The sequence below is a fragment of the Rhizobium tropici CIAT 899 genome, assembly GCF_000330885.1.
Classification (GTDB): Bacteria; Pseudomonadota; Alphaproteobacteria; order Rhizobiales; family Rhizobiaceae; genus Rhizobium; species Rhizobium tropici.
In genome coordinates this window covers 1,108,116-1,133,884 of the sequence record NC_020062.1, presented here as the reverse complement: position 1 = coordinate 1,133,884, position 25,769 = coordinate 1,108,116, and the positions used below count along the sequence as shown (strand labels likewise).

The following is a 25,769-nucleotide window of genomic DNA, read 5'->3' as shown; positions in this document are numbered from 1 at the left end:
GCTGGAAACCGATAGATTTTGGGAATAACTGCCCACGAGGAAATCCATTGCGGGTAGGGGGCAAAACCGGCTAAAGCGCAGGTGGTAAAACGCAGGATTCGCAAGGATAGTCAGCATGCGCATGGGCAAAGCCGTAACAAGCGGCAATCTTGTACTTGCCGGCATGCTGCTGATGCTTCTCGGCGACTTCCTGTTTTCACTGAACGATGCCATGGGCAAGTGGCTGGTTGCGAGTTTCTCCGTCGGTCAGATTCTGGTGATCCGCTCATTCGGTTCGTTCATTATTCTGGCGCCTATGATTGCGCGACATGGCCGTGACGCGCTTTTTCGCCCCGAACGGCCGCCGCTGCAGCTTCTGCGTGTCGTCATGGCGACGCTCGACGTCGCTCTCTTTTACGCCGCGGTCGCCTATCTGCCGCTTGCCGATGTCATGACCTTCTACATGGCCGGCCCGATCTATGTGGCGGCGATCTCGCATTTCTTCCTAGACGAGAGGATCGGCTGGCGGCGCTGGCTTGCGGTTTTCGTCGGCTTTATCGGCGTATTGATCGCGCTCAGACCTTCGGCCGCAATGTTTTCCTGGCCATCACTTTTCGGCCTCGGCGGGAGCTTCGCATTCGCATTGACCCTGGTGCTCGGGCGGCGGTTGCGGCAGACGCGCGATGCCACCCTCGTTGCGTGGCAGACGGTCGGTGCGCTCATCGCCGGCTTGGCACTCAGCATCGGCAACTGGCGTTCCGCATCAGCACTCGATCTCGGCGCGATGCTCGCCCTCGGCATTGTCGCCGGTAGCGCTCATATGCTGATAACCAGATCCTTGAAGCTCGCGCCAGCTTCGCTGTTGGCTCCGCTCCAATATAGCCTGCTTGTCTGGGCAATCGTCCTGGGCTTCGTTTTCTTCGGCGATATTCCGGACACCCAGATTATCATCGGCTCCGCCATCATCGTCCTTGCCGGACTCTTCATTTTCCATCGGAAGAGCCTGGTGGATACGGTCCCGAAAGACGACGTTGCCCGGGACGGGCATTGATGCGGGGAGAGTGGCATTCCTGCTTGGCGGAAACAGGACACTTCAACTTTGCGGCTACAACCAAAAATCAGATAATCTATCTTATGGAACTTAAAGCCGCGGTCATTTGCATGATCTCCATGCTCTGAAATGCAAATGATGATCCATCGGTGAGAAAGGCAGCTTGATGCGGATAAACGGGCTTTTCGTCAGGAACGTAGCGAATTGAAGTGCTGCATCATACGGTCCACATCCGGACGCATGCCTGTAAACAGTTCGAAAGCTTTCACGGCCTGAAATACCGCCATTCCACCGCCGTCGAGTACGCGGCATCCTGCCTGCTTGGCACGCTTCACCAATTCGGTTTCTATCGGGAAGTAAACGATTTCGGCAACCCAAAGGCGCTCCGTTAAAAGCCGTCCGTCGAGCGGCAGGCCCGGATGCGCATCCATGCCGGTTGGGGTTGCGTGGACCAGGCCGTCCGCGGCATCAAGCGCGGCGACGAGATCATGACCGATCGAGAAACGACAGGCATCGTGTGCCGGCTGAAGCTGCTCCACGAGAGCCTGCGCACGCTTGGGATCCAGATCGAATATCTCTATGGAGCGCGCGCCCATCTCGGCCGTTGCATGCGCGACGGCAACACCTGCGCCACCTGCTCCCAGCTGTACGACATGATCAAGGGGGACGCCGGCCAGCCCGCGGCGGAAGCTTTCAGCAAAGCCCCACCAATCGGTGTTATGGCCGATCCTGCTTTTTCCATGAAAGGTGATCGTATTGATGGATCTCAGCGCCTGGGCATCAGGCGATAGCTCATCCACGAGTGCAACTGCCGCCTGCTTGCAAGGGTGCGTGATGTTAAGACCGGCAAAACCCTGCGCTTCGGCTTCATCGATAAGTGCAGGCAAATCCGAGACCGATAGACCGCGGGCATCCAGGTCGATGAGGTCGTAGCGATAGGACAGTCCGCAATGCTCGCCTTCGCGCATATGCATGGCCGGCGTGAGCGACCGGCCAATGCCGGCGCCGATTAGCCCGACGCGAAGCTGACGCGGAACGATTGCGGTTTGGGTGTTCAATTTTTCCTCCCGAGCAGCGAAATAAGGCCATGCCACATGGCTTGGCGACAAAATGTACGAACTAGTACGTAAAGTCAACGTGAGGTGCGGTTTTGCATGCCGGCTGGAGCCGCCGACGGAACTCAAGCAGTTTGACGTGAATTCAGATCAAGTCGGGGGACGAATTCTTCAGAAAGGCAAGAATGGCTTCTATTATCAAAGACTTGTGCCTTTTCTTCAATTCTTCTGATGAAAGGTCGCGCTCGAAGATTGCTCCGAAAGTATGCCGATTGGAAACGCGAAAAAAGCACTGCGCGCTGATCATCATGTGTAAATCGACGGGATCGACGCGGCGCACGAAGCTGCCATCGGCGTAACCCCTTTCGAGAATTTGTGAGATGATGTCGATGACCGCAATATTCATTTGCGACAGGACGACCGAACGTTTCATATGCTCCGCGCGATGAATGTTCTCGATGCTGACCAAGCGGACGAAATCCGGATTTTGATCATCGTGATCGAAGGTGCTTGCAATCAATTGCGCCATGGCCCGAACGGGCGGCATGTTTTCGAGATCGAGTTCGCTCTCGAGCGTGCGGATCTTCGTATAAGCCTGCTCCAGGACAGCGAGATAGAGCCCTTCCTTGCTACCGAAATAGTAGTAAATCATGCGCTTGGACGTCTTGGTGCGCTCGGCAATCTCGTCGACGCGCGCCCCGGAAAAGCCGGCCGCGACGAATTCCTCGGTTGCGATCTTGAGGATATTTTCTTTGGTCGCGTCTGGATCGTTCTTTCGCGCAATGCGCTCTATCTTCGCCGCTTGCGATTTAGTCATGCCCTCTGCCCGTCTTCCTGGGCGCTCCGGCCCATCATTGAAGATCAAAGCTTTAACATAGGCTTCGCGCTGATGGGGAGAGCCTAAAGTTTCGGTACACCAATTGGCCGCAGATGCCGTCGGAGCGCCGCAATGCGAAAGATGGCGTTTGCCGCACCATAGCCGCGATAGCCGCCGCGCTGAACGATTTCGAAGAAGAAGCCTTCGCCATAGGTCGGGCTATAGAGCTGGAAATATTCGCCGTACTCGTCTCGATCATAGAGAATATTATGTGCCTTCAGACGATCGGTGAAGGTCGGCTCCAGGCCGAATCTCGCCTCGAGATCGTCGTAATAATTGGGCGAGATTATCAACGTCGCAAAACCATTTTTCGACAAAGCGGCCGCCGTCGAGAAAATATCGTCGGTAGAAAAGGCCAGGTGTTGAATCCCGGAGCCGAAAGTCTCGGCAATGAAATGTCCCGCCAAGGTATTGCGATTTTCCGCACCGTTCAAAGTAACACGCAGAGTTCCCGGCTCGTTTTCGACCACCTGGCTGCGGACGACGCCGGCGGGATCGATAATGTCGACCATCGGTGTCTTATGCGCCTTCAAGATCGCGGTGTAAAAGAGCAGCCAGGTCAGCAATTCCTCGTATTTCATCGTTTGCGCGACGTGATCGATTCCAGTCAATCCGACGGGACGCAGATCGGTATCGTCGTCGACCGGATCGAATTCGGTCTCCCATATGCGAGCGAGCGCGCTCCCCCGATCCAGGAAATAAAGGATGCCGCCGCCGACGCCCCTTATGGCCGGCATTTTTATTTCACCAGGCTTCATGGGCTGCTCAAAGCGTTCGGCGCCGAGGGCGACAGCCCGCGCGACCGCAGCCTCGGCATCATCCACCCACAATCCCATCGCATAGGCCGACTGCCCATGCAGGGCATAGGAAACGCCGGCAAACCCATCCGGATCGGTATTGACGACGAGATTGATATTGCCTTGCCGGAAGACGTCGACGCGCTTGCTCTTGTGGTGCCCGACATGGCGAAAGCCCAGGGCACGCAACCGATTCGAGAGGGCGGATGTCTCCGCTTCATCAACGGTAAATTCGATAAAGGCAACGCCCTCCACCTCGGCACGCGCCGGCATCGGCGGCAGGGTAAGGCCGCTGCTTTCCGCGCGGCGCACTTGGTCGCCGAGATAAATAAGCGAACGCCGGCCATCGACGGCAATGGCGGTCGGCGAGCCGCCACGAAACTGGTCGTTGAAAATTTCGAGAGAGAGATAGCCGTCATAGCCTGTCGCCGCGACGGCTTTCATGAAGTCAAGCACGGGAAGGTCGCCCTCGCCCGGCATGTTGCGGAAATGACGGCTCCAATAGAGAAGATCCATGTCGATCAATGGCGCATCGGCAAGCTGGATGATGAAGATCTTCTCTTTTGGGATCGACCGGATCGAATTGACATCGATCTTGCGCGAGAGCGTATGGAAGCTGTCGAGAATGAGACCGATATTCGGATGATCGGCCCGGCGGACGATTTCCCAGGCGTCGCGATGGTCGTGAATGTGCCGGCCCCAGGCAAGTGCTTCATAGCCAACGCGCAAGCCGCGTTTGGCCGCCCTTTCCCCGAGTTCGTAGAAGTCGGCCGCTGCGCGGTCGATACCCCCCATCGCGACCGACGAAACATTCGAGCAGACAAGTACGAGATCCGTGCCCATCTCCTGCATCAGATCGAACTTGCGTTCGGCACGGTCGAAGGTTCGGCTGCGCAAGGGCTCCGGCATGCCTTCGAAATCTCTGAAGGGCTGAAAGAGCGTGATCTCCAGCCCATGGTCGCGGACCATTTGACCGACCTGGCGTGGCGATTCATCGAAAGCGAGGAAATCGTTCTCGAAGATCTCGACGCCATCGAAACCAGCTTTGGCGATGGCGTGAAGCTTTTCCTTCAGGTCTCCGCTGATCGAAACGGTCGCAATCGAGGTTTTCATTGTTTCATCCCATTCACGTGGTGGTTTTCAACAAGCTTGTCCGCGATCGCGACACGTCATCGTCCAGATCGGCTTCTGACGTCTAGACCGTCCGATCGGCGTGGTTCATCGAGCCTGCGAAGCGCCGCGCATCCTTGCCGAGTTGATCGATCGGCGTCTTGTAGGTCTCCGTCGCGGTTGCGGCGGAAACGGCGGCAATCAAGGCTGTGATCGAGGTAAACAAGGCAACCGGCACCCATCCCATGGGACCGCTGCCCATAAGGGCGGCGCTGATCGTCGGAGCAAAGCCGCCGAGCGCAAAGCCGATCTGGGTGCCGACGGCCATGCCGGACAGACGCACGCGGGTGTCGAACATTTCCGCATAGAGCGCCGGCCAGATGCCATTGGATGCACTGTAAACAACGCCCGAAAGCAGAATGCCGAGGATGAAGACGAGCATGAGGTTATTCTGGCTGATTGCCCAGATATAGGGCCATATCAGAACTGCGCAGCCGATGGCGCCGAAGATGAAGACCGGTTTGCGGCCGATTCGATCCGCCAGAATGGCCCAAGCCGGAATGGCGCCAAGCGCCACGATGTTGGCGAGCACCAGAACGGTCAGCATCGTCGAGCGATCGATATGCATGGTGTTGACAGCATAGGAGAGCGTGAAGACGCTGAAGATCGTGCTGACGACGGAAATCAAGGCGGCGAAGATGATGCGCAGAACATCGGTCCAATAGTTGGCAAACAGCGAGACCAGCGGTAGCCTGACAGCCTCGCCCTTTTTCGTCTCCTCAAGGAAAGCGGGCGTTTCCGCGAGCGTTCGACGAACCCAGAAGCCGACGATAACGACAGCGAAACTCAGGAAAAATGGGATGCGCCAGCCCCATGAGAGCAAGGCAGCTTCGTCCAGCGTTCCCAACGGAATGAAGACGAGGGTCGCAAGGATCAAGCCCGCCTGTGTTCCGCTCAGCGTAAAGCTTGTAAAGAAGGCTCGGCGGTTCTCGGGAGCATGCTCGAGGGTCATCGAGCTTGCTCCGGCCTGCTCTCCCGCAGCCGAAATGCCCTGCAGCAATCGCGCGAAAACCAGTAGGATCGGAGCCAGGATGCCAGCCTGGCCATAGGTCGGCAGGCAACCGATAATGAAGGTCGAGAATCCCATGAGAAGCAGCGTGAAGGTCAGCACTTTTTTGCGACCGAACTTGTCGCCGACGTGACCCAGGATCACCGCACCCAATGGCCGCATGATGTAGGCAACGCCGAAAGTCGCAAAAGAAGCGATTGCCGCCGTCTGCGGATCTTCCGCTGAAAAGAATATTTTCGGAAAGATCAGCGCCGCGGCCGTTCCATAGACAAAGAAATCGTAATATTCGACGGCACTTCCCAGCCAGCTGGCAAAAGCGGCGCGCCTAGGCGTCTTATGATCAGTTGATATCGTCATCGTTGTTCCTCCCCAGACAATTCCAATTTCAAGGAAATGCAGCGAGCGGCAACGCCGAATCTACCTTCCGCGCCCCCTTCGCATGGCATTCAAGCCGACCTTGGCAGTCACCGTGCTGCTTCGGGCAGCAGGTACTCCTCCTCTGAGGAAATAATGTACGAACTAGTTCGTTTTGTAAAGAGACGTACTTAGCTGATCATGGGCGTGCCATGCACCTCAATCCAGCTGTCAAAGGTTACTATCGCTGTCGCTGTTTTCCGCGCTCACCAGCAGCTTGTCGATCCGGCGGCCGTCGAGATCCACGACCTCGAAGCGCCAGCCGTTTTTCGTGAAACTTTCGCCCACATCCGGAAGATGGCGCAGCTCCTGCAGCACGAAGCCTGCAACCGTCTGGTAGTCACGATCGTCTTCGATCTGGAGGTTCATGAAATCGACGAACTCGTCGATGGGCATCCAGCCGGACACGAGATAGCTGCCGTCGTGGCGACGGACGATCGCCTGTTCGCCGCCGGCATCTTCTTCTTCCTGAACGGCTCCCAAGATGGCTTCGAGGATGTCACCCGAAGTGATGACGCCTTCGAAGTGCCCGTATTCGTCATAGACGAGCACCATGTGCGAAGAGGAACGACGCAGAGCCTTGACGACGTCAAGGGCGCTTGAAAGATCTGAAACGATCGGCACTTGCTTGGCAAGCTTCAGGATATCGGGCTGACCGCCGGAAGCCAGTGCGTCGAAGAAATCCCTGGTTACCAGGACGCCGATGATTTCGTCGGAGCTATCCTTGCGTAGCGGTAGACGCGCTTTTTCGGTGCGGCGAATCTGTTCGCGAACTTCGCCGAAGCTATCTTCGATATCGATAACCTCCACGTCGCGACGCGGCGTCATCAATGCCCTTGCGGTTCGGTCGGCCAACCGCATGACGCCCGAGATCATTGCCTGCTCTTCCGTCGCGATGACGCCGGCACTCTGTGCCTCCGCCAGGACGGTTTTGATTTCCTCGTCGCTGACCCCATCAGCGGCTTTGCCGGATTGACCAAGCGCCCTCAGAACCAGCCGTCCCGAGAGGTCGACCAACCAGACGAGCGGGGCTGCGGCCCGGGAAAGGAACACCATGGCCGGCGCGACTTTGCTGGCGACCATTTCCGGTGCCCGGAGAGCGACCTGCTTCGGTACGAGTTCGCCAATGATCAGTGATAGATAGGTGATGGCCATTACAACGGAACCAACGCCGATGGCATCAGCGGCTGCGACCGAAAGACCTTGCGCGGCAAGCCAGCCCGACAACCGAGCGCCGAGTGTGGCGCCCGAGAAGGCGCCGGACAGGACGCCGACGAGCGTGATGCCGATCTGTACCGTTGAGAGGAAGCGGCCCGGTTCCTCGGCCAACCTTATCGCCATGGTCGCGCCTCTGCTGCCTTGATCCGATAGCACTTTCAGACGGGCAGGACGGGAGGAGACGATCGCCAACTCCGACATGGCAAGCACGCCGTTCAGGAGGGTGAGGACGATGACGATAGAAATTTCGAGAAGCAAAATCGGCCCTTTTTGGTTGCAACGGAAAGATAGGTGGCAAGGGCTGCAAAAGCCAGGGTCACGGGGATATGATTTCCACGACGCCACCATCGAGGGCTATTGGCGAAGCTACGGCAAAGCCGGCAAAATATCCGCTGCGATCTCTTCCAAGACGTCGCCGGCCGATCTGCTCTGGGTAACGAGATTGAAGGCGACGTGATGGATGCCGGCTTCACGCATTGCCGACAAGGTGTCGATCAGCCCTCGCCTCCCCGTTCTGCCGCCAAGATTGATTTCCTCATAGGAGGCTTGCGGGTGGTCGAGCAATTCCAGCACCATGGACTGGCCGAAGCCGCGAAAATCAGCGGTGACTTTAGCCCGGGCATTGTGCCAAAGCGCCAACCGGTCTTTCTGAACGGGTAGCGGCCGGTAATAAGTCATCCAGGCTGTTGCGTGGCGGGCGATCCATTCGAGCGATTGCGACGATGAACCCACCGCCACCATGGGAATGGGCGATTGTTGCAGCGCGGGCCTGATGGCGAACTCGTTTCGCACGCGACCGCCTTCATCGACGACCTTCTGATCCGGGCCAAGTGCAACGGCGAGCCGCTCCCAATGCAATTGAAAGAGTGCTTTACGGTTCTCAATATCCTCTCCGAAAACATCATATTCGCTCGGTCGGTCTCCCGAACCGAGACCGAGGACGAGCCGGTCTTTCGAAAGGGAGGCGACGGACAGCGCGGCCTTGGCGATATGGAGCGGATGCCGCAAAGGCAGAACGATTGCGCCGGTCGCCAGATGGATATTGGAGGTGACAGCCGCCAAAGCTCCCAGGAAAACCCAGGGATCGGCATGTCCGATCGGGTCGGGGTAGCTTTCGCTATTGAGGGGAACATCCCTCACCCACAGCGCATCGAAACCCAATTTGTCGGCTTGGGTTGCAATGCCGAGCTGAGTATCGAACTGAATGTCGGCCGCAGTGCGCGCCTGCTCCGGCAGTACTAGGCCGAATGAAAGTCGGTCTGGATGGAAAAGCACGCCACGCCCTGAAGTTTATGTCCTTGCTTAACGAGATAAGGAGGCTTGCCTAGCGGAAAAAGGGGCGACGTGACATGTGCGGTGATTGCGGGGTAGTCGTCCGCCCCGTGAAGCGGACTGTTACGATGAGCAGCTCCGTCGAGGGGCCGCGATTGCAGGTCGCTGTTCAGCTCGCAGTAATGCACTGCTTGACGTAATCGTGCAGCGCCTTCTTCTGCAAGCCTTTGGCCGTACCTTCGTCATGGCAGGTCTTGCGTTTGGCCAGGACTGGATACTTTTGCTGCAGGCAGCCTTTGACTGCGTCCTTGCGTGCCTGACCCTTGAGGCCCTGCCCTGTCGCATCCTGCTGGCAGGCTTGCCGCGCTGTCTTGATCTCATCCTTCGAGGGCATGGTGGACGATGGCGCCGATGTGGAAGACGTCGTGGCGGGAGCTGGCGTCGCAGGTGCCGTCGTTTGGGCGAGGACGACGGTTGCAGAAGATAGAGCGAAGAGAGCGGCGGCGGTCGCACCTAGCAACTTGCTGGTCATGGGCATATCCTTTTGCCTGAAGGTCATTCATGTTCAAGCCGCCGACCCCATCAGGAGGCCGGCGTTCTTCTTGAACGATGGCGATCGGCTTATCCGTCGCTCTGACCGCCAAAAACTTCCGGCGAAGACGCCCGTACCGTCAGTAGATGACGACGCCGCGAACACTCTTTCCCGAATGCATGAGTTCAAAACCCTTGTTGATGTCTTCGAGCGGCATGGTGTGGGTGATCATCGGATCGATCTCGATCTTGCCCTGCATGTACCAGTCGACGATCTTCGGCACATCGGTGCGGCCCCGCGCGCCGCCGAAGGCCGTTCCCATCCACGAGCGGCCCGTCACCAGCTGGAACGGACGCGTCGAGATCTCCTGGCCAGCGCCGGCAACGCCGATGACCACCGACTTGCCCCAGCCGCGATGCGAGGCTTCCAGCGCCTGGCGCATCACCTTGGTGTTGCCGGTGCAGTCGAAGGTATAGTCGGCGCCGCCGATCTGGTCGGCCCCGCGCTTCGTCATGTTGACGAGATAGGGCACGATGTCGTCGCCGACCTCCTTCGGATTGACGAAATGCGTCATGCCGAAGCGCTCACCCCAGGCCTTCTTGTCATTGTTGAGATCGACACCGATGATCATGTCGGCGCCGGCAAGCTTCAGGCCCTGGATGACGTTCAAACCGATGCCGCCGAGGCCGAAGACGATGGCGGTTGCCCCCATCTCCACCTTGGCGGTGTTGATGACCGCACCGATGCCCGTCGTCACGCCGCAGCCGATGTAGCAGATCTTGTCGAAGGGGGCGTCAGGATTGACCTTGGCAACGGCAATCTCCGGCAGCACGGTATAATTGGCGAAGGTCGAGCAGCCCATATAGTGATGGATCTTGTCCTTGCCGATCGAGAAGCGCGAGGTGCCGTCCGGCATCAGGCCCTGGCCCTGGGTCGAGCGGATCGCGGTGCACAGATTGGTCTTGCGCGAGAGGCAGGAGGGGCATTCGCGGCATTCGGGGGTGTAGAGCGGAATGACGTGATCGCCCTTCCTGACCGAGGTCACACCCGGACCGACATCGACGACGATGCCGGCGCCCTCATGGCCGAGGATGGCTGGGAACAGACCTTCCGGGTCGGCGCCCGAGAGTGTGAAATCATCGGTATGGCAGATGCCGGTCGCCTTGACCTCGATCAGCACTTCGCCGGCTCTTGGCCCCTCCAGCTGAACCGTCATCACCTCAAGCGGCTTGCCAGCCGCAACCGCGACCGCTGCTCTTACGTCCATCGAAAATTCCTCCAAAATCAATAGTCTACGATCGGTATCTAAACTGACTTATCAGCCGGCTACCTTTGCCCATAAATCGAGTATTTCTTGCCGCATAAGCAGCGATTCTTCCCAGCGGTCGGTGGTATCTTCACCGTCCCTGCCGGTGATTGCATAGGGCTTGGGTCCGAGCTCACAGGTGAAGGCGAGCGTTGCGTCCTTGTTGGCGCGCTTCTTCCAGCTTTTGAAGCCATATTCCCACCAGCCGAGGAAAAGGTCGACCCAGGGCCTATGATGCGGGAAAGAAATCTCGATCTGGACCTGTTCGCGCGAAGCAACGCGGCCATGAAAAGCCCAGGAACTGTCCAGTATCCGATGGATGAGCGCATGGTTCTCGTCGGATACCGGCCAGGCAAATTCGCGCCCGACAAGGAAATGGGAGATATCCCCCAACAGCCGCAGATCCGGCATCCGATCGAGGAGATCGAGCGTGAAGAATAGATCCGTCGTCATACGGTCACGATGCGTCTCGATCCAAACGTCGATGCCGGCGTCTTCCGCCAGCCGCTGCCAGCCCTCCAGCAGTGGAATACAGTCCTCCAGACGACGTAGCCGCACATCAGGTTGCAGGCAGATATGATGAACATTGTATTCGGCCGCGATTTCCAGCACCGGCTTCAGATCGTCGACGGTCTTTGGGAAACATTGGCCCTCGGCCTGCAGTCCATACTGCTTGAGCAGACCCGCGACGCGAGAAACGACCTTGCGGTCGTACCAATGGGTACTGATGCCATCGAAGCCCGCGGACGCGATCTTTTCGATGTTTTCTTCCAGAGAAAGCTCCGGATATCTCGCGCTGCGTCGCTCCATGGACCAGAGCGACTGGAATATGAGCAAGTTCTGCATTGTTCCTCCCCGCCAGTGCGCTGCTCAGATCATGAATCCGATGTTTTCGCCAGCCGGCGCGATGATGGCTTTTGATCATCGGCGCGTTTCATTGCAAAGCGGATGTATTCGCGAGCCGGGTGCCGGTGGCGTGAGGGTTTTTCATCAAGATGTTTTGGATGCCAAATTGCCACCTTCCCCTCCTCGATTGCGGCTCAGAAAAGTTCCCGTCTCCGTGAGCAAATTTCATCAAATCAATGCTGTCGTTTCCAGCCGACGTCGCTGACACTGACCGCATAGTTCATCCATCGGGAGGCACATTATGGACGACACGCTGTACGGCACCCGCGACAAACGCGGCGACTGGAAACCCAACAAGCTTCTGCAATATCCGCCCGTGTTCATCTGGCCGGCCAAACCGATCGCTTTCCTGAAATGGTTCTTTGGATATCCCGGCTATCTGATGCCCTGGAATGCCGTCTATGCCGCCCTGGCAACGTTGCTGTGGCTCTACGCGACACCTTCCATGGAAACGATGAAGACGCTGGCGCCGGGCTGGATCGCCTATCTTCTCCTGCGCAATGCCGCGCTGGTTTTCCTGTTCTTCGGCGCCTTTCATCTGCGCCTCTACATGCAGAAGAAGCAGGGCACGCGCTTCAAATATAATAGCAAGTGGCCGTCGAAGGATAACTCAGCCTTCCTTTTCAAAAACCAGACCGTCGACAACGTGATCTGGACCTTTGCGAGCGCCGTACCCCTCTGGACGGCATTCGAAGTTCTGACGCTATGGGCCTTTGCGAACGGCATCATTCCCTATGTCGACTTTGCCGAGCACCCCATCTATTGCATCATCATCATGCTGTTGATCCCGGCATTCCGTGATCTGCACTTCTATCTCGTGCATCGCCTGATCCACTGGCCGCCGCTCTACCATGCGGTCCACAAGCTGCATCACAACAATGTCAATCCCGGCCCCTGGTCAGGCCTCGCCATGCATCCGGTCGAACATCTTTTGTATTTCTCGAGCGTTCTCATCCATTGGATCGTGCCCTCCAATCCCATCCACGCCCTGTTCCATCTGACGCATGCCGCCCTTGCGCCGGCGCCAGGTCATGCCGGCTTCGACAAGATTGTGATCGGCGAGGAAGCTGGGATCGACACCCACGCCTATGACCATTATCTCCACCACAAGTTCTTCGAATGCAATTATGCCGATGGCGTCATCCCGCTCGACCAGTGGTTCGGCACTTTCCATGACGGCTCGAAAGAGGCCGAGGACCGCATGAACAAGCGCTTTATGGAGCGCGCCAAGAAATACGCCGAAAAGCAGGCGCGCCGCTCCGGCACACCGAGCTAAAGCGGATCGAAGGCCCAGCTGGGCTGCCGGGACCGTAATCTCACGCCCGGCGATGGCGGCAAATGCCGGAGCCTGCGGGCTCCTTCCGCAGGCTCCGGCTTAATTGTCTATCGATATGTGGATGTGAAGCCGACGTTTTCGGCCCTATAGCCTAGCCGCCCAGCGACGTGTCTTCTCCATGCAGCTCTTCCATGATGAAAAATGATCACAATCGACGTGGAATGCGAGGGGTGATTTCGCGCATGCTGGGAACCACTCGGGAGGAAAAACGATGCGCGCTCAAAGTGTAATGTCGACCTGCTCCCAAGACCCGATAACGCCTTTCACGCCTGGCGAATGCAATGAGGAGGAAGAAATGACGAACTGGGTTGATGCCTGCGCTGCCGATGAAATCGATCAGGAAGATGTTGTTCGTTTCGATCACGCCGGGCGAACCTTTGCGATCTATCGCAGTCCCGACGACGAGTATTTCGTCACGGATGGACTTTGCACCCATGAGAAAATTCATCTGGCCGACGGGCTCGTGATAGACGACACCATCGAATGTCCAAAGCACAATGGCCGCTTCAGCTACAAGACCGGAGAAGCACGGGGCGCGCCCGTCTGCGTCAATCTGAAGACCTATCCGGTCAAAGTGGAAGGCGATCGCGTCATGATCGGGCTCGGCGCATGAACGGCGATGCGGGCATCATCATCGTCGGTGCCGGCGAATGTGGCGCACGCGCCGCATTGGGCCTGCGGGAGAATGGCTATCGGCGGAAGATCACCCTTATCGGCGATGAGGTTCATCTTCCCTACGAGCGGCCGCCTCTTTCCAAAAAGGTCCTGCTCGATCACGCGGAGCCTCGGCTGCCCGCCGTTCTCAATGATCTCGCGCTGGCTGAAAAGGCTATCCGGCATATCGGGGGCGCATCGGCTGACGCCATCGACGCAGCTGGAAAACGGCTCATCCTCTCGGATGGTCGGGCCTTGTCTTACGACAAGTTACTATTGACGACGGGCGCTGCACCCCGGCGGCTAGCGAACACGCCCGCCAGTTCCCGGATCCTCTATCTGCGGACGATGGACGATGCGATCGCGCTTCGCTCCCATATCCGGGCAAATATGCATGTAGCCGTGCTTGGCGGTGGCTTCATCGGGCTGGAGGTTGCCGCATCGGCGCGCAGCTACGGCGCGAAGGTAACTGTCATCGAGTCTCAGGAACGTATTCTCAAGCGCGGCGTACCCGAGTTGATCGCGGAAACGATCACAGCCCTGCACCAGCGCAACGGCGTCGCCGTAAAATGCGGCGTGGCGGTTCTCGGGATCGAAGCGGATGAACGACATGTCGGCATTTCCCTTTCCGACGGAAAGGTGATTGCTGCCGATGTGCTTGTTGTCGGGATCGGCGCGCAGCCACGCACCGAACTTGCCGTTAAAACGGGCATTGCGGTCGATAACGGCATTGCCGTCAACGAACACCTGGAAACCTCGATTGCCGACATCTTTGCCGCCGGCGATTGCTGTTCGTTTCCGCATCCGCTCTACGGCGGACGTCGGCTGCGTCTTGAAGCCTGGCGCAATGCGCAGGATCAGGGCATTCTCGCGGCGGCCAATTTGATGGGTGCGGCTCGCTGCTATCAGGCCGTCCCCTATTTCTGGTCCGACCAGTTTGATCATACGCTGCAAATCGCCGGCCTTGTCGACGAGGGGCGCACGGTCGTCAGACGCGATCTGGATGACGGCGCCTTCATCCTGTTCCATCTCGACGCAGAACAAAGGCTGGTCGCTGCGAGCGGTGTGGGGCCTGGCAACAGGATCGCCAAGGATATCAAACTGAGCGAGATGCTGATTGCCAAGCGCATCATGCCGCCGATCGAAGCTTTGACGGATGGCGTGAACCTAAAATCGCTCTTGCCAAAGGCAGCGTAAGAGATTGCTGCCTAGTCGACTCATGAGCAGACGCATAAGTGCTTGCCGTCTCTAAGCGCCAATCGCGCAAACAAAGGGCATCAGGATCGATCCTCGGCTTTGTGGTGGGCGGACAGACGATCAAGGATAGCCTGCGCGGTATTGGCGTCCGTGACCAGCGCATTGATCATTCCCGATCGTGCCGCGCCGATAATGCCGCTTGCCTTGCCGGGCGTAGCGGCAACGGCGATACAGAGCGGCACCTTGCGCAATTGTTGGGGAGAGGCTGCAATCATCCCCTCCTCTCCATCCCAGTGCAGGATCTCGCCCTGCTCGGTGACGTAGTGGCGCAGCACATCGCCGGCTGCGTGGCTCAGCGCCTTTTCGCCGGGCAACGCCGTTTCCGAGGGGTTTGCTGCATGTGTCAGTCCGACACCGACGATTGCCGCGTCCAGCCTTTCCCAAAGAGACGTCACCTGCTGGACCGTGGGGTCTCCGAGAAACGCATCCCGGAGCTCGGTCGAAGAAATATAAGGCGCATGCAGAAAATGCGGTACGCCACCCATCTGGATCGCCGCCTGGCGCACGAATTCATTGATCTGAAAGTGAGGCGCCGCATGCTGCATGCCGCCGTTCAGCGCGACCGTGACGATGCCGGGCAATTGCGGCAGACCGGCCATCGTTACCTCGCGCACTGCTCGCCCCCAGCCGATGCCGAGCGTGGATCCGGACCGCAGGCCCGCCTGTTGCAGAAGCGAGCCGACAGGCGCGGCAAGCGCGCTCAGCACGTTTGATGACGGCGTATCGATCACCGCAGCGGTGCGCAGCTTCAGGCCGTCGATCAGTGCAGCACTCAGATCCTCGGCGGGGGAAAGATCGATCACTTCGATCCGGACGATCCCGACAGCCCGGGCTCGCTGCAGCAAGCGCGAAACCGTCGCCGTCGACAGGCCGAGTTTCCTGGCAATATCCACCTGCGCCATATCGGATTGGTAGTGCAGTTTGGCGACCGTGTGTAGCAACGCGCGATTTGCCGCAGCCTCCTGCGATTGAGATGAATTCAGGTTGAAATTCCTTTCTGCAATGTGTTACACATACGGCACTTGAGGAGTTATCGCTTAAAAAGCCCGGTTTCGCAACGTCTATACCGCGCATGAGAGTCCTCAATTTCAGGAGCATTGCCCTCTTCGAGGAGTGGGGAAGGCGTGCCCGCATGGGTGCCGTTTCGCAACGGCCGGAGGAAGGATCACATGACGAAATTGACGACAGCGGAGATGCGTGGCTACCAGCAGATTTGCGGTAGCGACGGCGCCATGATGGTGATTGCCTGCGACCAGCGCGGTGGCATGCGCAGCCTTCTGGCCAGGGACCCGGCCGAGCAGGCAGCGATCTCCGACCGGGTGCTGGGGGACACGAAGGCCGATATCGCTCGCTTCCTGGCAAGCAAGGCGTCCTGCGTTCTCGTCGATCCCATCTGTGCGGTGCCGGCGCTGGTCGATGATCGTGTCCTTCAGCGTGATACCGCACTGCTGATCGGCCTCGATGCTTCCGGCTGGGATACATCGCCAGAAGGCTATCGTCTGTCGAAGCTGGTTCCCGGCATTTCCGCGCGCCGCGTGCGCCAGCTGGGAGCGACCGGCGGCAAGATCATGGTCTATCTGCGCTCGGATCGGGATGCGGCGAATGCCTACAATATTCAGATCTTGAAGCAGTGCATCGAAGACTTCGCACATGAGGATCTTCTGCTCGTCGTTGAATTCCTGACCTACAAGTTCGATGATGAGGACGAGGCCGACTACAAGGCGAAGCTGCCCTCTCTGATCGTCGGCGGCAGCAAGATCTGCCTCGATCTCGGCGCGAAAGTCTTGAAAATCCCTTATCCGGGCTCGTCGGAAGCCTGTGCCGAAGTCACTCGTCTTGCGGGCGACGTACCGTGGGCGGTGCTCTCGGCTGGCGTCGACCACACGACCTTCCTGACGCAAGTCGAAGATGCCATGCGCAACGGTGCTTCCGGCGTCATCGCCGGCCGCTCCCTGTGGAAGGATTGCATCTCGCTCGATCGTTCGGTAACGAAGGATCGGCTGGAAACGGTCGCGGTGCCTAGGCTTCGCGAAATCCAGGCTGTCATCGCAATGCACTTCAAGGGCACTGGCTCGCACGGCGCTGATCAAAGGCAGCGCGCCCATGGCTGATATCGCCATAGGCGTCGATATTGGCGGCACGAATATTCGTGCGGCCCTCGTCTCCGTTCAGGGCGAGATCCTTGCCAAGGTGTCGGAAAGAACCCCGACCGATCCCCTGTTGGCATTGGAGCGCGTGATCGCGATGGCGCGCGCGCTCGACACTCCTGAAGTTCTGGGGATCGGTGTCGGCATACCCGGGCGTGTCGATGTCGATAGTCGCGAGATCCTGTCTGGCGGCATTCTTAACCTCTCTGGCCTCGATTTCGTGCGGCGAATTGAGGCGGCACTTGGAAAGCCTGTCGTCATCGAGAATGATTGCAGCATGGCACTGATCGCCGAAATGCGGATCGGCGGCGCCAAAGGCTATCAAAATGTTGCGATGCTGACGATCGGAACGGGCATTGGCGGCGCTGTCGCCCATGCCGGGCGCATTTACCACGGACACAAGGCGGCGGGACAACTCGGCCATATTTGTGTATCGCAGGATGGCCCGCCCTGCCCTTGCGGCAGGCGCGGCTGTGTCGAGACCTTCAGTTCGGGAACCGCTTTGCGCCGACACATCGCCGAAGCGGGATTGTCGGTCGTGACAATCAAGGAGGTGTTCGACATGGCTGCCGAGGGAGATGATGCGGCCGTGCGCGTCTTGCGCCAATGGGCAGTCCCTTTACGAGCAGCACTCGATAATATCGCGGCGACGATGGATCCCGAAGTCATCCTGCTTGGCGGCGGGCTCGGCTGCGACGCGGCGCGTGCGCTTGCAGACCTGCCGGCGGTAGCGCCATGGTTCTGCCCCGCAATATTGCCGGCCAAACTCGCCGATGACGCTGGCGTGATCGGCGCGGGCCTGTCGATTTTCACTGCCGATGCGCCGTCACAGGAAAAGCGGGCACGGGGAAAGCGGGCACGGGGAAAGCGGGCCGTCCTGGTCAACGGCGTGCCGGCTTCCGGTAAAAGCCGCCTTGCCAAGGCTTTGTCCGATCGAACCGGTTGGCCGATCCTGTCCCTCGATGGCATCAAGAATCCGTTCCTGCAGCATATCGGACCAGTCGATCGCGACTTCAACCGGACTTTGGGAAAAGCGAGCTACCAGGCGATCTGGTCCATTATTGCGGACGCTCCGGCCGGCTCGACCTTCATCATCGACGCCTGGTTCGGCTTCCAGCCGAAGGCGCAGCTCGAAAACTATATCGATGCTGCGAAAGTCGGGGATGTCGCGGAGCTGTGGTGCAAGGTGCCTGGAACGGTCGCGGGCGAGCGTTATGCCAGCCGACTGAAGGAGCGGTTGCCTGGGCATCCGGGCGCCGAATATGTGCCGGAACTGATAACGCTGGCGGATCGGGCCGAGCCTATGGGCTGCGGTGCAGTTATGACTGTCGAGCAGACCAAAGAGCCGGACATGGAGGTAATTCTGGCCTGGGTTTGGCAGGTATTCGACCGCCAATAATATCGGTCGCCGTCCGAATGGACAGCTCAGCTGCAGAATAATGCTGAACGTCGTGCGACGCTATGTCCCCCGGCGGATAATGATGTTGCGGCATCATAGAATTGCTGAAGTATATCAATTGGTTAAAAGAAATTCCTTGCAGAAAAAAATTACTTGACGTGCTGCAGTAACCCACTGATTATCGCGTTGCCGGACAGGGGAGGTTCGGTTTCAAGAGGAGGAAAATCATGGAGCGCCGCTCATTTCTCAAGGCTTCGGCCGTGGCATCGCTCGCGACCGGTGTTGCCGCTATTGCCGGTACCACACAGGCTGCAGACAAGAAGTTTACGATTGCCCTTATTCCGGGCCTGACCACGGATGCCTTCTACATCACCATGCGCAAGGGCGCCGAGGCCGCGGCCAAGGCCATCGGCGCGACGCTGGTGTTCCAGGGCGGCCCCGATTTCAACCCGGTAACGCAAGTTCCGGTTCTTGATGCGGTCATCGCCAAGAAACCCGATGCAATCCTCATCGCCCCGACGGACAAGGATCAGTTGGTCCAGCCGCTGAAAAAGGCCAATGATGCAGGCATCCCGGTTATCACCGTCGATACCTTCATCGGCACTGGTGTCTACCAGACCGGCAAGGGCGATGCCGATTTTCCGCTGGCCTACATCGCTTCCGACAACCTGCTCGGCGGTGCGATTGCCGCGCGCGCACTGGCAAAGGCTGTCGGCGAAAAGGGCAAGGTCTACGTTTCCAACGTCAAGCCCGGCATTTCGACCACCGATCAGCGCGAGCAGGGCTTCAAGGAGGAGATGAAAAAATATCCGAACATCACCGTTCTGGAGACGCAATATAACGACGACGACGCCAACAAGGCGGCATCGCAGCTGCAGGCGGTTTTTGCCCGCAACTCCGATCTAGACGGCGTTTTCGGGGCCAATCTGTTCTCCGCTCTCGGTGCCGCCAACGGCGTGCAGCAGGCCGGCCAGACGGGCAAGATCCGCGTGGTCGCCTTCGATGCGCCGACATCGATCGTCGACAATATCAACTCCGGCCTCGTCGATCTGGCGATCGCACAGCACCCGGCGGAAATCGGCTATTTCGGCGTGATGGCAGCCTATGCGCATCTGACCGGCAATTCGATCCCGACGGCGATCGGCACCGGCTTCACGGTCATCGATAAATCGAACGTGACGGACAAGAACGTCGCGAAGTTCATCTATTCCGATTGATGCGGAGATAGTCTGTGCCTCGCCGATCGGCGAGGCACATCATCCAACGATGATAGAGCGAACGGCGTCGTGATCTTCGCGCCCTCAACGCTTCAGTTTGGACCAGTCCATGACAATCAACAATGCAGAGGTCCGCAAGGCGGATCAGCACGTGGCGCCGCAGGCGGACCATGGCGACCAGGCAAAAACCATCCTAAACCGCATCGCGCAATTGCGCGCATGGCTTTTTCTTGCCGCACTTATCGTGACTTTCGAGATCTGGGCACGGATCGATTTCGGCGGTACCTTCGTCGGCTCGAGCTTCAACTGGCAGTCCGTCGCGATCTTCGCCGTGGCGCCGCTGCTCTTGGCGATCGGACAGACCTTCGTCATCATCTCCGGGGGCATCGATCTATCGACCGGCTTCATCATGGGCCTTGCCGCCGTCGTCGCCGCACATATTGCCAATATTGCCGGGCTCTACATGCCGCTGCCGGTCGCGATGGTATTCGGCATTCTCGTTGCCATGCTGGCCGCCGCGGCGCCCGGCTTCATCAACGGCCTCCTGATCTCGCGTCTCAAGGTTCCGCCATTCATCGGTACGCTTGGCATGTTCGGCGTCGCCCGCGGCACGGCCTTCCTGATTGCCGGCGGCACCACTGTGCCGGTCAAGAATTCCTATTTCGCCGAGCTCGGCAACGGCCGGTTCTACGGTGTCCCCTATCTGGTCATCGTCACGCTCGTCTTCGTGATCATCATGCATTATCTGCTGAGCCAGACACGCTTCGGCCAGCACAACTACGCCATAGGCGCCAATGCCCAGGCCGCGCGCCGCGCCGGCATCGACATCAAGTCCCACCTGCTGCGGCTCTATATTCTCTCGGCCGTCTGCGCAGGCTTGGGCGGCGCACTTTATGCAGCACGCTTCACAGCAGGCGCGGCCCAGGCGGGCGAGCCCCTGTTGCTCGATAGCGTGGCTGCCGTCGTCATCGGCGGCGCCAGTCTGTTCGGCGGCTCCGGCACGATCATCGGCACCGTTGCCGGCGCTCTCGTTATCGCCGTCATCCAATACGGTCTCGTTTTCATGAACGTGGAGCCGTTCTGGCAGTTCATCGCGGTCGGCATAGTCATCATCATTTCGGTGCTCATCGACCAGGCGCAGCGCCGGTTCAGCGGAGCAAAACAGGATGAATAGTGCAACTCCCCTCCTCGAGGTCCGCAATCTCTCGCGTTATTTCGGTGCGGTGCGTGCCCTCGACAATTGCTCCATGGTCGTCCGGCCTGGTGAAGTCGTGGCACTTGCCGGCGATAACGGTGCGGGCAAGACGACGATGATCAAGGCGATCTCCGGCGTCTATCCGCCGACTGCGGGCGAAATCCTGATCGAAGGCAAGCCTGTCACCTTCTCCTCGCCGCAGGATGCACGCGAAAAGGGCATAGAGACGATCTACCAGGACCTAGCGCTTGCCGACAATCTGACGATCGGCTCCAACATCTTCCTCGGGCGCGAACCGATGAAGAAGCTTTTCGGCTTCCTGCCGGTGCTCGACCGGAAGGCAATGGCCGAAGCAGCGCGCAAGACGATGGCGGAGCTGGATTTCCATGTGAAGCGGCTCGATGCGCCGGTCAGCAACTTCTCCGGCGGCCAGCGTCAGGCGGTCGCGATCGGGCGTGCGGTTTACTGGAATGCCCGCATTCTGGTCATGGACGAGCCGACCGCTGCGCTCGGCGTGCCCGAACAGCGCAAGGTCGTAGCCCTCATCAAATCGCTGAAGGCGCAGGGACGCGGTGTTATCTTCATCTCGCACAATCTGCAGGATATTTTCGCGGTTTCCGACCGCATCGTCGTCCTGCGTCGAGGGATTGTTGCCGGCGAGCGCAACATCGCCGACACCAATCACGAGGAAGTCGTGAGGCTCATGATCGGCGGCTGATCCCTCACCCCGCTACAACTTTTTAACAAGGGCGATCGCGATAGATGTCATCGCGATCGCATTGTTGGTTTGCTTCAAGATCTCGGATGACCATCCGGTGCTGATTGAGCTTTCCTGAGCATCGCTTATTGCCGCACAATGAGATAGCGGTGTTCTTCAATCGATATGACCGTGGCTGGTCAGGTGCCGTGCTATGGGGGATATCGATCCATTCCAGCGACTCCAGTGTCGCCTGGAAGAGCATTTATCCGGAGATCGCGGAAAGCCGAGCGCACGTCTTTGAGGCAAGCAGGAATGAGCAAAGCGGACAATATTGTGTCCTTTACCGATGCGCCTCCGACAGTGAGCGATATCGCTGCAATCGCACGGCGCAACGCCACGATAGTGATTTCGCCAGACGTCAGAGACAGAATCAACGCTGCGCGCGTCGTGGTCGAACGCTACCTGGCGGCCGACCAGCCAGTTTATGGTTTGACGACAGCGCTGGGCGCGGGCGTCGATACTCGCCTTGCCACGGACGACCTGATCGCCTTTCAGTTACGTGTACCGCAAGCCCGCGCAGTCGGAGTTGGACCTGCCCTTCCCCGCGAAGCCGTCAGGGCGATGATGGCGGCTCGCATCGCCGGCATGGCGGCCGGCGGCTCCGGCATATCGCTCCCGGTTTTTGCCGGCCTCGTTGCCGCACTGAATGCCGGCTTTCACCCGGTGGTGCCGTCGCTCGGCTCGATCGGTGCTGCCGATCTTGCGCCTTTGGCACACATGGGACGGGCCCTGCTGGGAGACGGCGAGGCGGAACTCGATGGCAAGGTCATGCCGGCGCTCGATGCGCTCTCGAAAGCCGGTCTGAGAGCTTTGCCGATTGCGCCGAAGGATGGTCATGTCCTCGTGGTCGCCAATAGCCTGTCGGTTGGCAAGGCCTGTCTCTGCATCGAGGATATCGAACGGCTGTTCGATTGGTCGCTTGCGGCCGTCGCGCTGAACTTCGAGGCATTCCGGGCCAACGTCTCGGCTTTCGATGACCGGGCACTAGCGGCAAGACCGGCCTTCGGCCAGCGTGAAACCGCGGCAAGGCTTCGCGAGCTGCTTTCCGGAAGTTCTCTTTTTATTGATTGTGCCGCACGGCGCTTGCAAGATCCTTTGAGCTATCGCTGCGTCCCGCAGGTGTGGGGCGCCCTGCTCCACGCGATCGGCGAAGCCCGCGCGGTAACCGAGATCGAACTTGCGAGTTCCGGCGACAATCCCGTCGTACTGGCCGACGAAGGGCTTATCTTGTCGCATGGCAATTTCGACATGACGGCCTTCGTTCTCGCATGGGAGCGGCTCGGCCAGGCAATCGCCCATTGTGCGGCGGCGACCGCCTATAGAACGATTAAAATCATGTCTCCGGGCATGTCGGAGCTACCACGCTTCCTGACTCCGCTCGGGCAGAGCAGAACGGGTTTTGCCACCGCGCAGAAAACGGTCTCGGCGCTTGAAGCCGAGATACGCCATCTGGCCAATCCCGTGTCGCTCACGCCGATCCCGGTCGCCGATGGTGTCGAAGATCAGGCGTCGATGGCGCCGAGCGTCCTGAGCAAGATCGAAGCGATGATCGAGCGAATGCGTTATCTCGTCGCGATCGAGCTTGTCGCGTCCGCCCAGGCAGTCGAGTTGCGCGGCGTGGCAGGCAAGCTCGGCAGCGGGACGCTGGACGCCTATCGACAGGTGCGCCAGCTGGTGGCACCACTCGACAAAGATCGCGCTCAAGGTCCTGATTTTCAAAGAGTGTCGGAATTTATCGCAGCGACCGCGGCGAAAGCCGGTGACATGCCTGGAGAACGGTAATGCAGGAAATCTGGATCGACTATCTCAATGCCATCGACGCCAAGGCGCTGGCCCTTTCCAACGACGAAATCCTCGACGCCGTGACCAAGGCGCTCGATGCACAGGGGCGCGGCGAAACCGTCATCGAACCTCGCGTTCATCTCGTGCCCGAGAGTTCCGACAAGGGTCATTTCAACGTGCTGCGCGGTTATGTGAAGCCTCTCGACTATGCCGGCGTCAAGGTCGTCGGCGATTTCGTTGACAACTACAAGCAGGGCCTGCCTTCGGAACTGGCGGTCCTCAATCTCTTCGATCCGCGCACCGGTGTACCGAAGGCCATCATCGATGCGACGGCGATAACGGACATGCGCACCGGTGCCGTCACCGCTATCGGCGCGCGGCATCTCGCCCGCAAGGATAGTAAGATCCTCGGCCATATCGGCGCGCGCGGCACCTCCTACTGGAACGTGCGCCTGCTCGATCACATCTTCGATTTCGATGAAATCCGAGTGCATTCACGCCGTCCGGAAAGCCGCGACGCCTTTGCGGCGCGGCTGGAAAAGGATCTCGGCAAGAAGATTATCGTGACGGACAATTGGGAGGATTGCCTGAAGGGCGCCGATATCATGATCGAGGCAAGCCGCCTGCCGGAGCCAACGCCGCTCTTCAAGACCGCCTGGGTCAAGAAGGGCGCTTTCGTTGTGCCCTACGGCACTATGAGCGCGCTCGAATTCGACCTGACCGACATCATGGACAAGGTGGTCGTCGATGACTGGGGGCAATGCGGACCGGGGCGTCCCTTTGGTGCCCTTCGCCGCCATGTCGATGAGGGCAAGGTGACGGCCGAGACGCTGCATGCCGAAATTGGCCAGATCGTGTGCGGCGCCAAGCCGGGCCGCGAAAGCGATGACGAAACTATCCTCTTCTGGCATCGCGGCCTGAGCACCACCGACGTCGCGCTCGGCGCAGCAATGGTCGAAAAGGCAAAACGCATGAATATCGGCCAACGACTTCGGTTTGCGTGACGCGCGATGACGACTTCGAGTGCTATCGCCTGCTCGCGAATGTATAATCTCAGCCCCAGAATATATGCTCTCTGGGATCGGCTCTTTCATTGGCTTGCCGACCGATCGGGCGTCGAACTCGAAGTCATTGCCCATGCCGCTCCGGCACCTTTGTCCGAGCTTTGGGTACGTCCGGATATGGGCGCCGTTTTCATGTGCGGCTTCCCCTTCTCCCAGCTATCGCCGGCGGAGCGCCCGCAGCCGCTGGCAGCGCCCGTTTCGCTGGCCGACTGGGCAAACGGGCAGCCTGTCTATGCGAGCCACATCGTCGCCGCGCGCGATAAACAGCTTACGGAAGCTGATCTTGCAGGCGCGCGCTGGGGCTGGACGGTGCGGGACTCGCAGTCCGGCTATAATGCCCCGCGTGAACTCTTCGCCATGCTTGCGAATAGGCCTTCAGCAGCTCGAACCGTCGGCTCGCTCCTCAATCCGCGTGGCGTAGTCGACGCCATTCGTTCAGACACCATAGATGTCGGCGCCATCGACGCCTACGCGTTTCAGCTGATGGCAATGCACGAGCCGGACATGATCGCGCCACTGCGCATTGTTGCTACCACAAAACCGGCCCCCTTCCCTTTGCTGGTGGCCGCGCGGCAGCAGTCGGCGGATATCGTCGATGCGTTACGCGCCGCTCTTCTCGGCGCACACCGAGATCCGGAAGGGAGCGATATCCTCGCATCGCTTGGCCTTAGCGCCTTTGCCAAACCGGATGTTGCCGTCTATGACCAGCTTCCCATACGAGCGCGGGCGATCGATGCGGCTCTCGGAGCGTGGTGACGCTCGAACGCGCACAATAGCCGAGCCTATTGTGCGCTGGCGGTCTGTTTCAACAATTGCTCCGCCGCGAAGCTCAGGCATTCTTCGAAGGCCGTCAGATCGAGAAAGAGCTGCCCCGGCGCGACCTGGCGCGTGACGATGACACCGCCGCGTGCCGCAATGCCGCCGTCGAGCATCAGATTGTCGGCCATGTCGAAGTTTTCCAGCGCCATTCCGTCGGGACCACGGTGGCGTCCGTCTTCACCGAGATGCACCTCGCCGCCATAGAGCCTGCTCACACGCTCGAAGTGATTATCGAGGCAGTTGGAAAAAGCGAATGCCGGGCAGCCGCGGGCACACATGAATCCGAGTTCGAAGGCTGTGCCGATATCGGCCGCTATGCCACGAAACGGCGTGAGATTGGCGATGATGAGATCGGCGCTCGTCATCAGCTTTTCATTAATGGCGCTGATGGCAAGGCCACGCTGGCGACGTGTCTCGGTTTCCGGCACCACCAGATCACCCGGTGAAACGGGCGTGAAGCCGTAGCTGCGTGCCATTGCGATCTTGCGATCGAGGATTTCCCTTGCGTTCGGAAGGAAAACTTCCGGCCCTGCCAGATATGCTCTCAATGCTT

24 protein-coding genes are annotated in these 25,769 nt (G+C 59.1%); 13 read left to right on the top strand and 11 right to left on the bottom strand.

From position 1 onward, the window contains the following. Window positions 1-115: 115 nt before the first annotated feature. Window positions 116-1,030, top strand: coding sequence for a DMT family transporter (locus tag RTCIAT899_RS27345; RefSeq protein WP_015343083.1), 915 nt, complete (start codon window positions 116-118; stop codon window positions 1,028-1,030). 188 nt (window positions 1,031-1,218) lie between these two features. On the opposite strand, the gene RTCIAT899_RS27340 is transcribed toward RTCIAT899_RS27345, so the two are convergent. The 9 genes from RTCIAT899_RS27340 to RTCIAT899_RS27300 form a co-directional block, all read right to left on the bottom strand. After that, the gene (locus tag RTCIAT899_RS27340) at window positions 1,219-2,088 is read right to left on the bottom strand and encodes a shikimate dehydrogenase (RefSeq protein ID WP_015343082.1); all 870 of its coding nucleotides are present in this window, start codon (window positions 2,086-2,088) and stop codon (window positions 1,219-1,221) included. Between the two features lie 142 nt (window positions 2,089-2,230). Next, window positions 2,231-2,902, bottom strand: coding sequence for a TetR/AcrR family transcriptional regulator (locus RTCIAT899_RS27335; RefSeq protein WP_015343081.1), 672 nt, complete (start codon window positions 2,900-2,902; stop codon window positions 2,231-2,233). Between the two features lie 83 nt (window positions 2,903-2,985). Beyond that, window positions 2,986-4,872 (bottom strand): bifunctional sugar phosphate isomerase/epimerase/4-hydroxyphenylpyruvate dioxygenase family protein, encoded by a 1,887-nt coding sequence (locus tag RTCIAT899_RS27330; RefSeq protein WP_015343080.1) that lies wholly within the window; start codon window positions 4,870-4,872, stop codon window positions 2,986-2,988. 82 nt (window positions 4,873-4,954) lie between these two features. Then, a complete protein-coding gene (locus RTCIAT899_RS27325; RefSeq protein ID WP_015343079.1) occupies window positions 4,955-6,295 on the bottom strand; it encodes an MFS transporter in 1,341 nt (446 codons plus the stop codon). Window positions 6,296-6,523: 228 nt separating this feature from the next. Beyond that, the gene (locus RTCIAT899_RS27320) at window positions 6,524-7,828 is read right to left on the bottom strand and encodes a hemolysin family protein (protein ID WP_015343078.1); all 1,305 of its coding nucleotides are present in this window, start codon (window positions 7,826-7,828) and stop codon (window positions 6,524-6,526) included. Window positions 7,829-7,936: 108 nt separating this feature from the next. Then, on the bottom strand, window positions 7,937-8,845 hold the full coding sequence (locus RTCIAT899_RS27315) for a TIGR03571 family LLM class oxidoreductase (RefSeq protein WP_015343077.1): 909 nt from the start codon (window positions 8,843-8,845) through the stop codon (window positions 7,937-7,939). 166 nt (window positions 8,846-9,011) lie between these two features. Further along, window positions 9,012-9,374, bottom strand: coding sequence for a PsiF family protein (locus RTCIAT899_RS27310; protein WP_015343076.1), 363 nt, complete (start codon window positions 9,372-9,374; stop codon window positions 9,012-9,014). Between the two features lie 139 nt (window positions 9,375-9,513). Beyond that, window positions 9,514-10,641 (bottom strand): S-(hydroxymethyl)glutathione dehydrogenase/class III alcohol dehydrogenase, encoded by a 1,128-nt coding sequence (locus RTCIAT899_RS27305; protein ID WP_015343075.1) that lies wholly within the window; start codon window positions 10,639-10,641, stop codon window positions 9,514-9,516. 51 nt (window positions 10,642-10,692) lie between these two features. Next, a complete protein-coding gene (locus RTCIAT899_RS27300) occupies window positions 10,693-11,526 on the bottom strand; it encodes a sugar phosphate isomerase/epimerase family protein (RefSeq protein WP_015343074.1) in 834 nt (277 codons plus the stop codon). Between RTCIAT899_RS27300 and RTCIAT899_RS33365 the strand changes: the two genes are divergently transcribed. From RTCIAT899_RS33365 to RTCIAT899_RS27285, 4 genes are all read left to right on the top strand, one after another. Then, on the top strand, window positions 11,510-11,791 hold the full coding sequence (locus RTCIAT899_RS33365) for a hypothetical protein (RefSeq protein WP_135488190.1): 282 nt from the start codon (window positions 11,510-11,512) through the stop codon (window positions 11,789-11,791). The genes RTCIAT899_RS27300 and RTCIAT899_RS33365 overlap by 17 nt on opposite strands. Before the next feature lie 36 nt (window positions 11,792-11,827). Next, window positions 11,828-12,862 carry a sterol desaturase family protein gene (locus tag RTCIAT899_RS27295; protein ID WP_015343073.1) on the top strand — a complete coding sequence of 345 codons (1,035 nt, stop codon included), beginning with the start codon at window positions 11,828-11,830 and terminating at the stop codon, window positions 12,860-12,862. Window positions 12,863-13,217: 355 nt separating this feature from the next. Continuing rightward, the gene (locus tag RTCIAT899_RS27290; protein ID WP_015343072.1) at window positions 13,218-13,535 is read left to right on the top strand and encodes a MocE family 2Fe-2S type ferredoxin; all 318 of its coding nucleotides are present in this window, start codon (window positions 13,218-13,220) and stop codon (window positions 13,533-13,535) included. After that, entirely contained in the window at window positions 13,532-14,773 is a 1,242-nt protein-coding gene (locus tag RTCIAT899_RS27285; RefSeq protein WP_015343071.1) for an NAD(P)/FAD-dependent oxidoreductase, read from the top strand. The genes RTCIAT899_RS27290 and RTCIAT899_RS27285 overlap by 4 nt, the downstream gene beginning before the upstream one ends. An 80-nt stretch (window positions 14,774-14,853) precedes the next feature. Here RTCIAT899_RS27285 and RTCIAT899_RS27280 read toward each other — a convergent pair whose 3' ends face one another. Beyond that, window positions 14,854-15,774, bottom strand: a complete 921-nt coding sequence (locus RTCIAT899_RS27280) for a sugar-binding transcriptional regulator (RefSeq protein ID WP_015343070.1) — start codon at window positions 15,772-15,774, stop codon at window positions 14,854-14,856. A gap of 228 nt (window positions 15,775-16,002) precedes the next feature. Between RTCIAT899_RS27280 and RTCIAT899_RS27275 the strand changes: the two genes are divergently transcribed. From RTCIAT899_RS27275 to RTCIAT899_RS27240, 8 genes are all read left to right on the top strand, one after another. Then, window positions 16,003-16,944 (top strand): tagatose-1,6-bisphosphate aldolase, encoded by a 942-nt coding sequence (locus RTCIAT899_RS27275; RefSeq protein ID WP_015343069.1) that lies wholly within the window; start codon window positions 16,003-16,005, stop codon window positions 16,942-16,944. Continuing rightward, window positions 16,937-18,379, top strand: a complete 1,443-nt coding sequence (locus RTCIAT899_RS27270) for an ROK family protein (protein WP_015343068.1) — start codon at window positions 16,937-16,939, stop codon at window positions 18,377-18,379. The genes RTCIAT899_RS27275 and RTCIAT899_RS27270 overlap by 8 nt, the downstream gene beginning before the upstream one ends. Window positions 18,380-18,606: 227 nt before the next feature. Next, window positions 18,607-19,596: a substrate-binding domain-containing protein gene (locus RTCIAT899_RS27265; RefSeq protein WP_015343067.1), complete on the top strand. Its 990-nt coding sequence runs from the start codon at window positions 18,607-18,609 to the stop codon at window positions 19,594-19,596. A 109-nt stretch (window positions 19,597-19,705) separates the two neighbouring features. After that, a complete protein-coding gene (locus RTCIAT899_RS27260) occupies window positions 19,706-20,770 on the top strand; it encodes an ABC transporter permease subunit (RefSeq protein WP_015343066.1) in 1,065 nt (354 codons plus the stop codon). After that, window positions 20,763-21,509, top strand: a complete 747-nt coding sequence (locus tag RTCIAT899_RS27255; RefSeq protein ID WP_015343065.1) for an ATP-binding cassette domain-containing protein — start codon at window positions 20,763-20,765, stop codon at window positions 21,507-21,509. The genes RTCIAT899_RS27260 and RTCIAT899_RS27255 overlap by 8 nt, the downstream gene beginning before the upstream one ends. A gap of 294 nt (window positions 21,510-21,803) precedes the next feature. Next, the gene (locus RTCIAT899_RS27250; RefSeq protein ID WP_015343064.1) at window positions 21,804-23,333 is read left to right on the top strand and encodes an HAL/PAL/TAL family ammonia-lyase; all 1,530 of its coding nucleotides are present in this window, start codon (window positions 21,804-21,806) and stop codon (window positions 23,331-23,333) included. Further along, on the top strand, window positions 23,333-24,337 hold the full coding sequence (locus RTCIAT899_RS27245; protein ID WP_015343063.1) for an ornithine cyclodeaminase family protein: 1,005 nt from the start codon (window positions 23,333-23,335) through the stop codon (window positions 24,335-24,337). Before RTCIAT899_RS27250 ends, RTCIAT899_RS27245 begins: the two co-directional genes overlap by 1 nt. Before the next feature lie 6 nt (window positions 24,338-24,343). Beyond that, window positions 24,344-25,153 (top strand): phosphate/phosphite/phosphonate ABC transporter substrate-binding protein, encoded by an 810-nt coding sequence (locus tag RTCIAT899_RS27240; RefSeq protein ID WP_041678203.1) that lies wholly within the window; start codon window positions 24,344-24,346, stop codon window positions 25,151-25,153. A gap of 26 nt (window positions 25,154-25,179) precedes the next feature. Here RTCIAT899_RS27240 and RTCIAT899_RS27235 read toward each other — a convergent pair whose 3' ends face one another. After that, complete coding sequence (locus RTCIAT899_RS27235; RefSeq protein ID WP_041678202.1) at window positions 25,180-25,764, bottom strand: nucleoside 2-deoxyribosyltransferase; 585 nt, start codon at window positions 25,762-25,764, stop codon at window positions 25,180-25,182. Between the last annotated feature and the right edge of the window lie 5 nt (window positions 25,765-25,769).

Excerpts from the sequence above, each read along its gene's own strand:
- RTCIAT899_RS27345 (WP_015343083.1), top strand. The coding sequence starts at position 116 with ATGCGCATGGGCAAAGCCGTAACAAGCGGCAATCTTGTACTTGCCGGC.
- RTCIAT899_RS27335 (WP_015343081.1), bottom strand. The coding sequence starts at position 2,902 with ATGACTAAATCGCAAGCGGCGAAGATAGAGCGCATTGCGCGAAAGAAC.
- RTCIAT899_RS27330 (WP_015343080.1), bottom strand. The coding sequence starts at position 4,872 with ATGAAAACCTCGATTGCGACCGTTTCGATCAGCGGAGACCTGAAGGAA.
- RTCIAT899_RS27325 (WP_015343079.1), bottom strand. The coding sequence starts at position 6,295 with ATGACGATATCAACTGATCATAAGACGCCTAGGCGCGCCGCTTTTGCC.
- RTCIAT899_RS27310 (WP_015343076.1), bottom strand. The coding sequence starts at position 9,374 with ATGACCAGCAAGTTGCTAGGTGCGACCGCCGCCGCTCTCTTCGCTCTA.
- RTCIAT899_RS27305 (WP_015343075.1), bottom strand. The coding sequence starts at position 10,641 with ATGGACGTAAGAGCAGCGGTCGCGGTTGCGGCTGGCAAGCCGCTTGAG.
- RTCIAT899_RS33365 (WP_135488190.1), top strand. The coding sequence starts at position 11,510 with ATGAGCAAGTTCTGCATTGTTCCTCCCCGCCAGTGCGCTGCTCAGATC.
- RTCIAT899_RS27300 (WP_015343074.1), bottom strand. The coding sequence starts at position 11,526 with ATGCAGAACTTGCTCATATTCCAGTCGCTCTGGTCCATGGAGCGACGC.
- RTCIAT899_RS27295 (WP_015343073.1), top strand. The coding sequence starts at position 11,828 with ATGGACGACACGCTGTACGGCACCCGCGACAAACGCGGCGACTGGAAA.
- RTCIAT899_RS27290 (WP_015343072.1), top strand. The coding sequence starts at position 13,218 with ATGACGAACTGGGTTGATGCCTGCGCTGCCGATGAAATCGATCAGGAA.
- RTCIAT899_RS27285 (WP_015343071.1), top strand. The coding sequence starts at position 13,532 with ATGAACGGCGATGCGGGCATCATCATCGTCGGTGCCGGCGAATGTGGC.
- RTCIAT899_RS27275 (WP_015343069.1), top strand. The coding sequence starts at position 16,003 with ATGACGAAATTGACGACAGCGGAGATGCGTGGCTACCAGCAGATTTGC.
- RTCIAT899_RS27270 (WP_015343068.1), top strand. The coding sequence starts at position 16,937 with ATGGCTGATATCGCCATAGGCGTCGATATTGGCGGCACGAATATTCGT.
- RTCIAT899_RS27265 (WP_015343067.1), top strand. The coding sequence starts at position 18,607 with ATGGAGCGCCGCTCATTTCTCAAGGCTTCGGCCGTGGCATCGCTCGCG.
- RTCIAT899_RS27260 (WP_015343066.1), top strand. The coding sequence starts at position 19,706 with ATGACAATCAACAATGCAGAGGTCCGCAAGGCGGATCAGCACGTGGCG.
- RTCIAT899_RS27255 (WP_015343065.1), top strand. The coding sequence starts at position 20,763 with ATGAATAGTGCAACTCCCCTCCTCGAGGTCCGCAATCTCTCGCGTTAT.
- RTCIAT899_RS27250 (WP_015343064.1), top strand. The coding sequence starts at position 21,804 with ATGAGCAAAGCGGACAATATTGTGTCCTTTACCGATGCGCCTCCGACA.
- RTCIAT899_RS27245 (WP_015343063.1), top strand. The coding sequence starts at position 23,333 with ATGCAGGAAATCTGGATCGACTATCTCAATGCCATCGACGCCAAGGCG.
- RTCIAT899_RS27240 (WP_041678203.1), top strand. The coding sequence starts at position 24,344 with ATGACGACTTCGAGTGCTATCGCCTGCTCGCGAATGTATAATCTCAGC.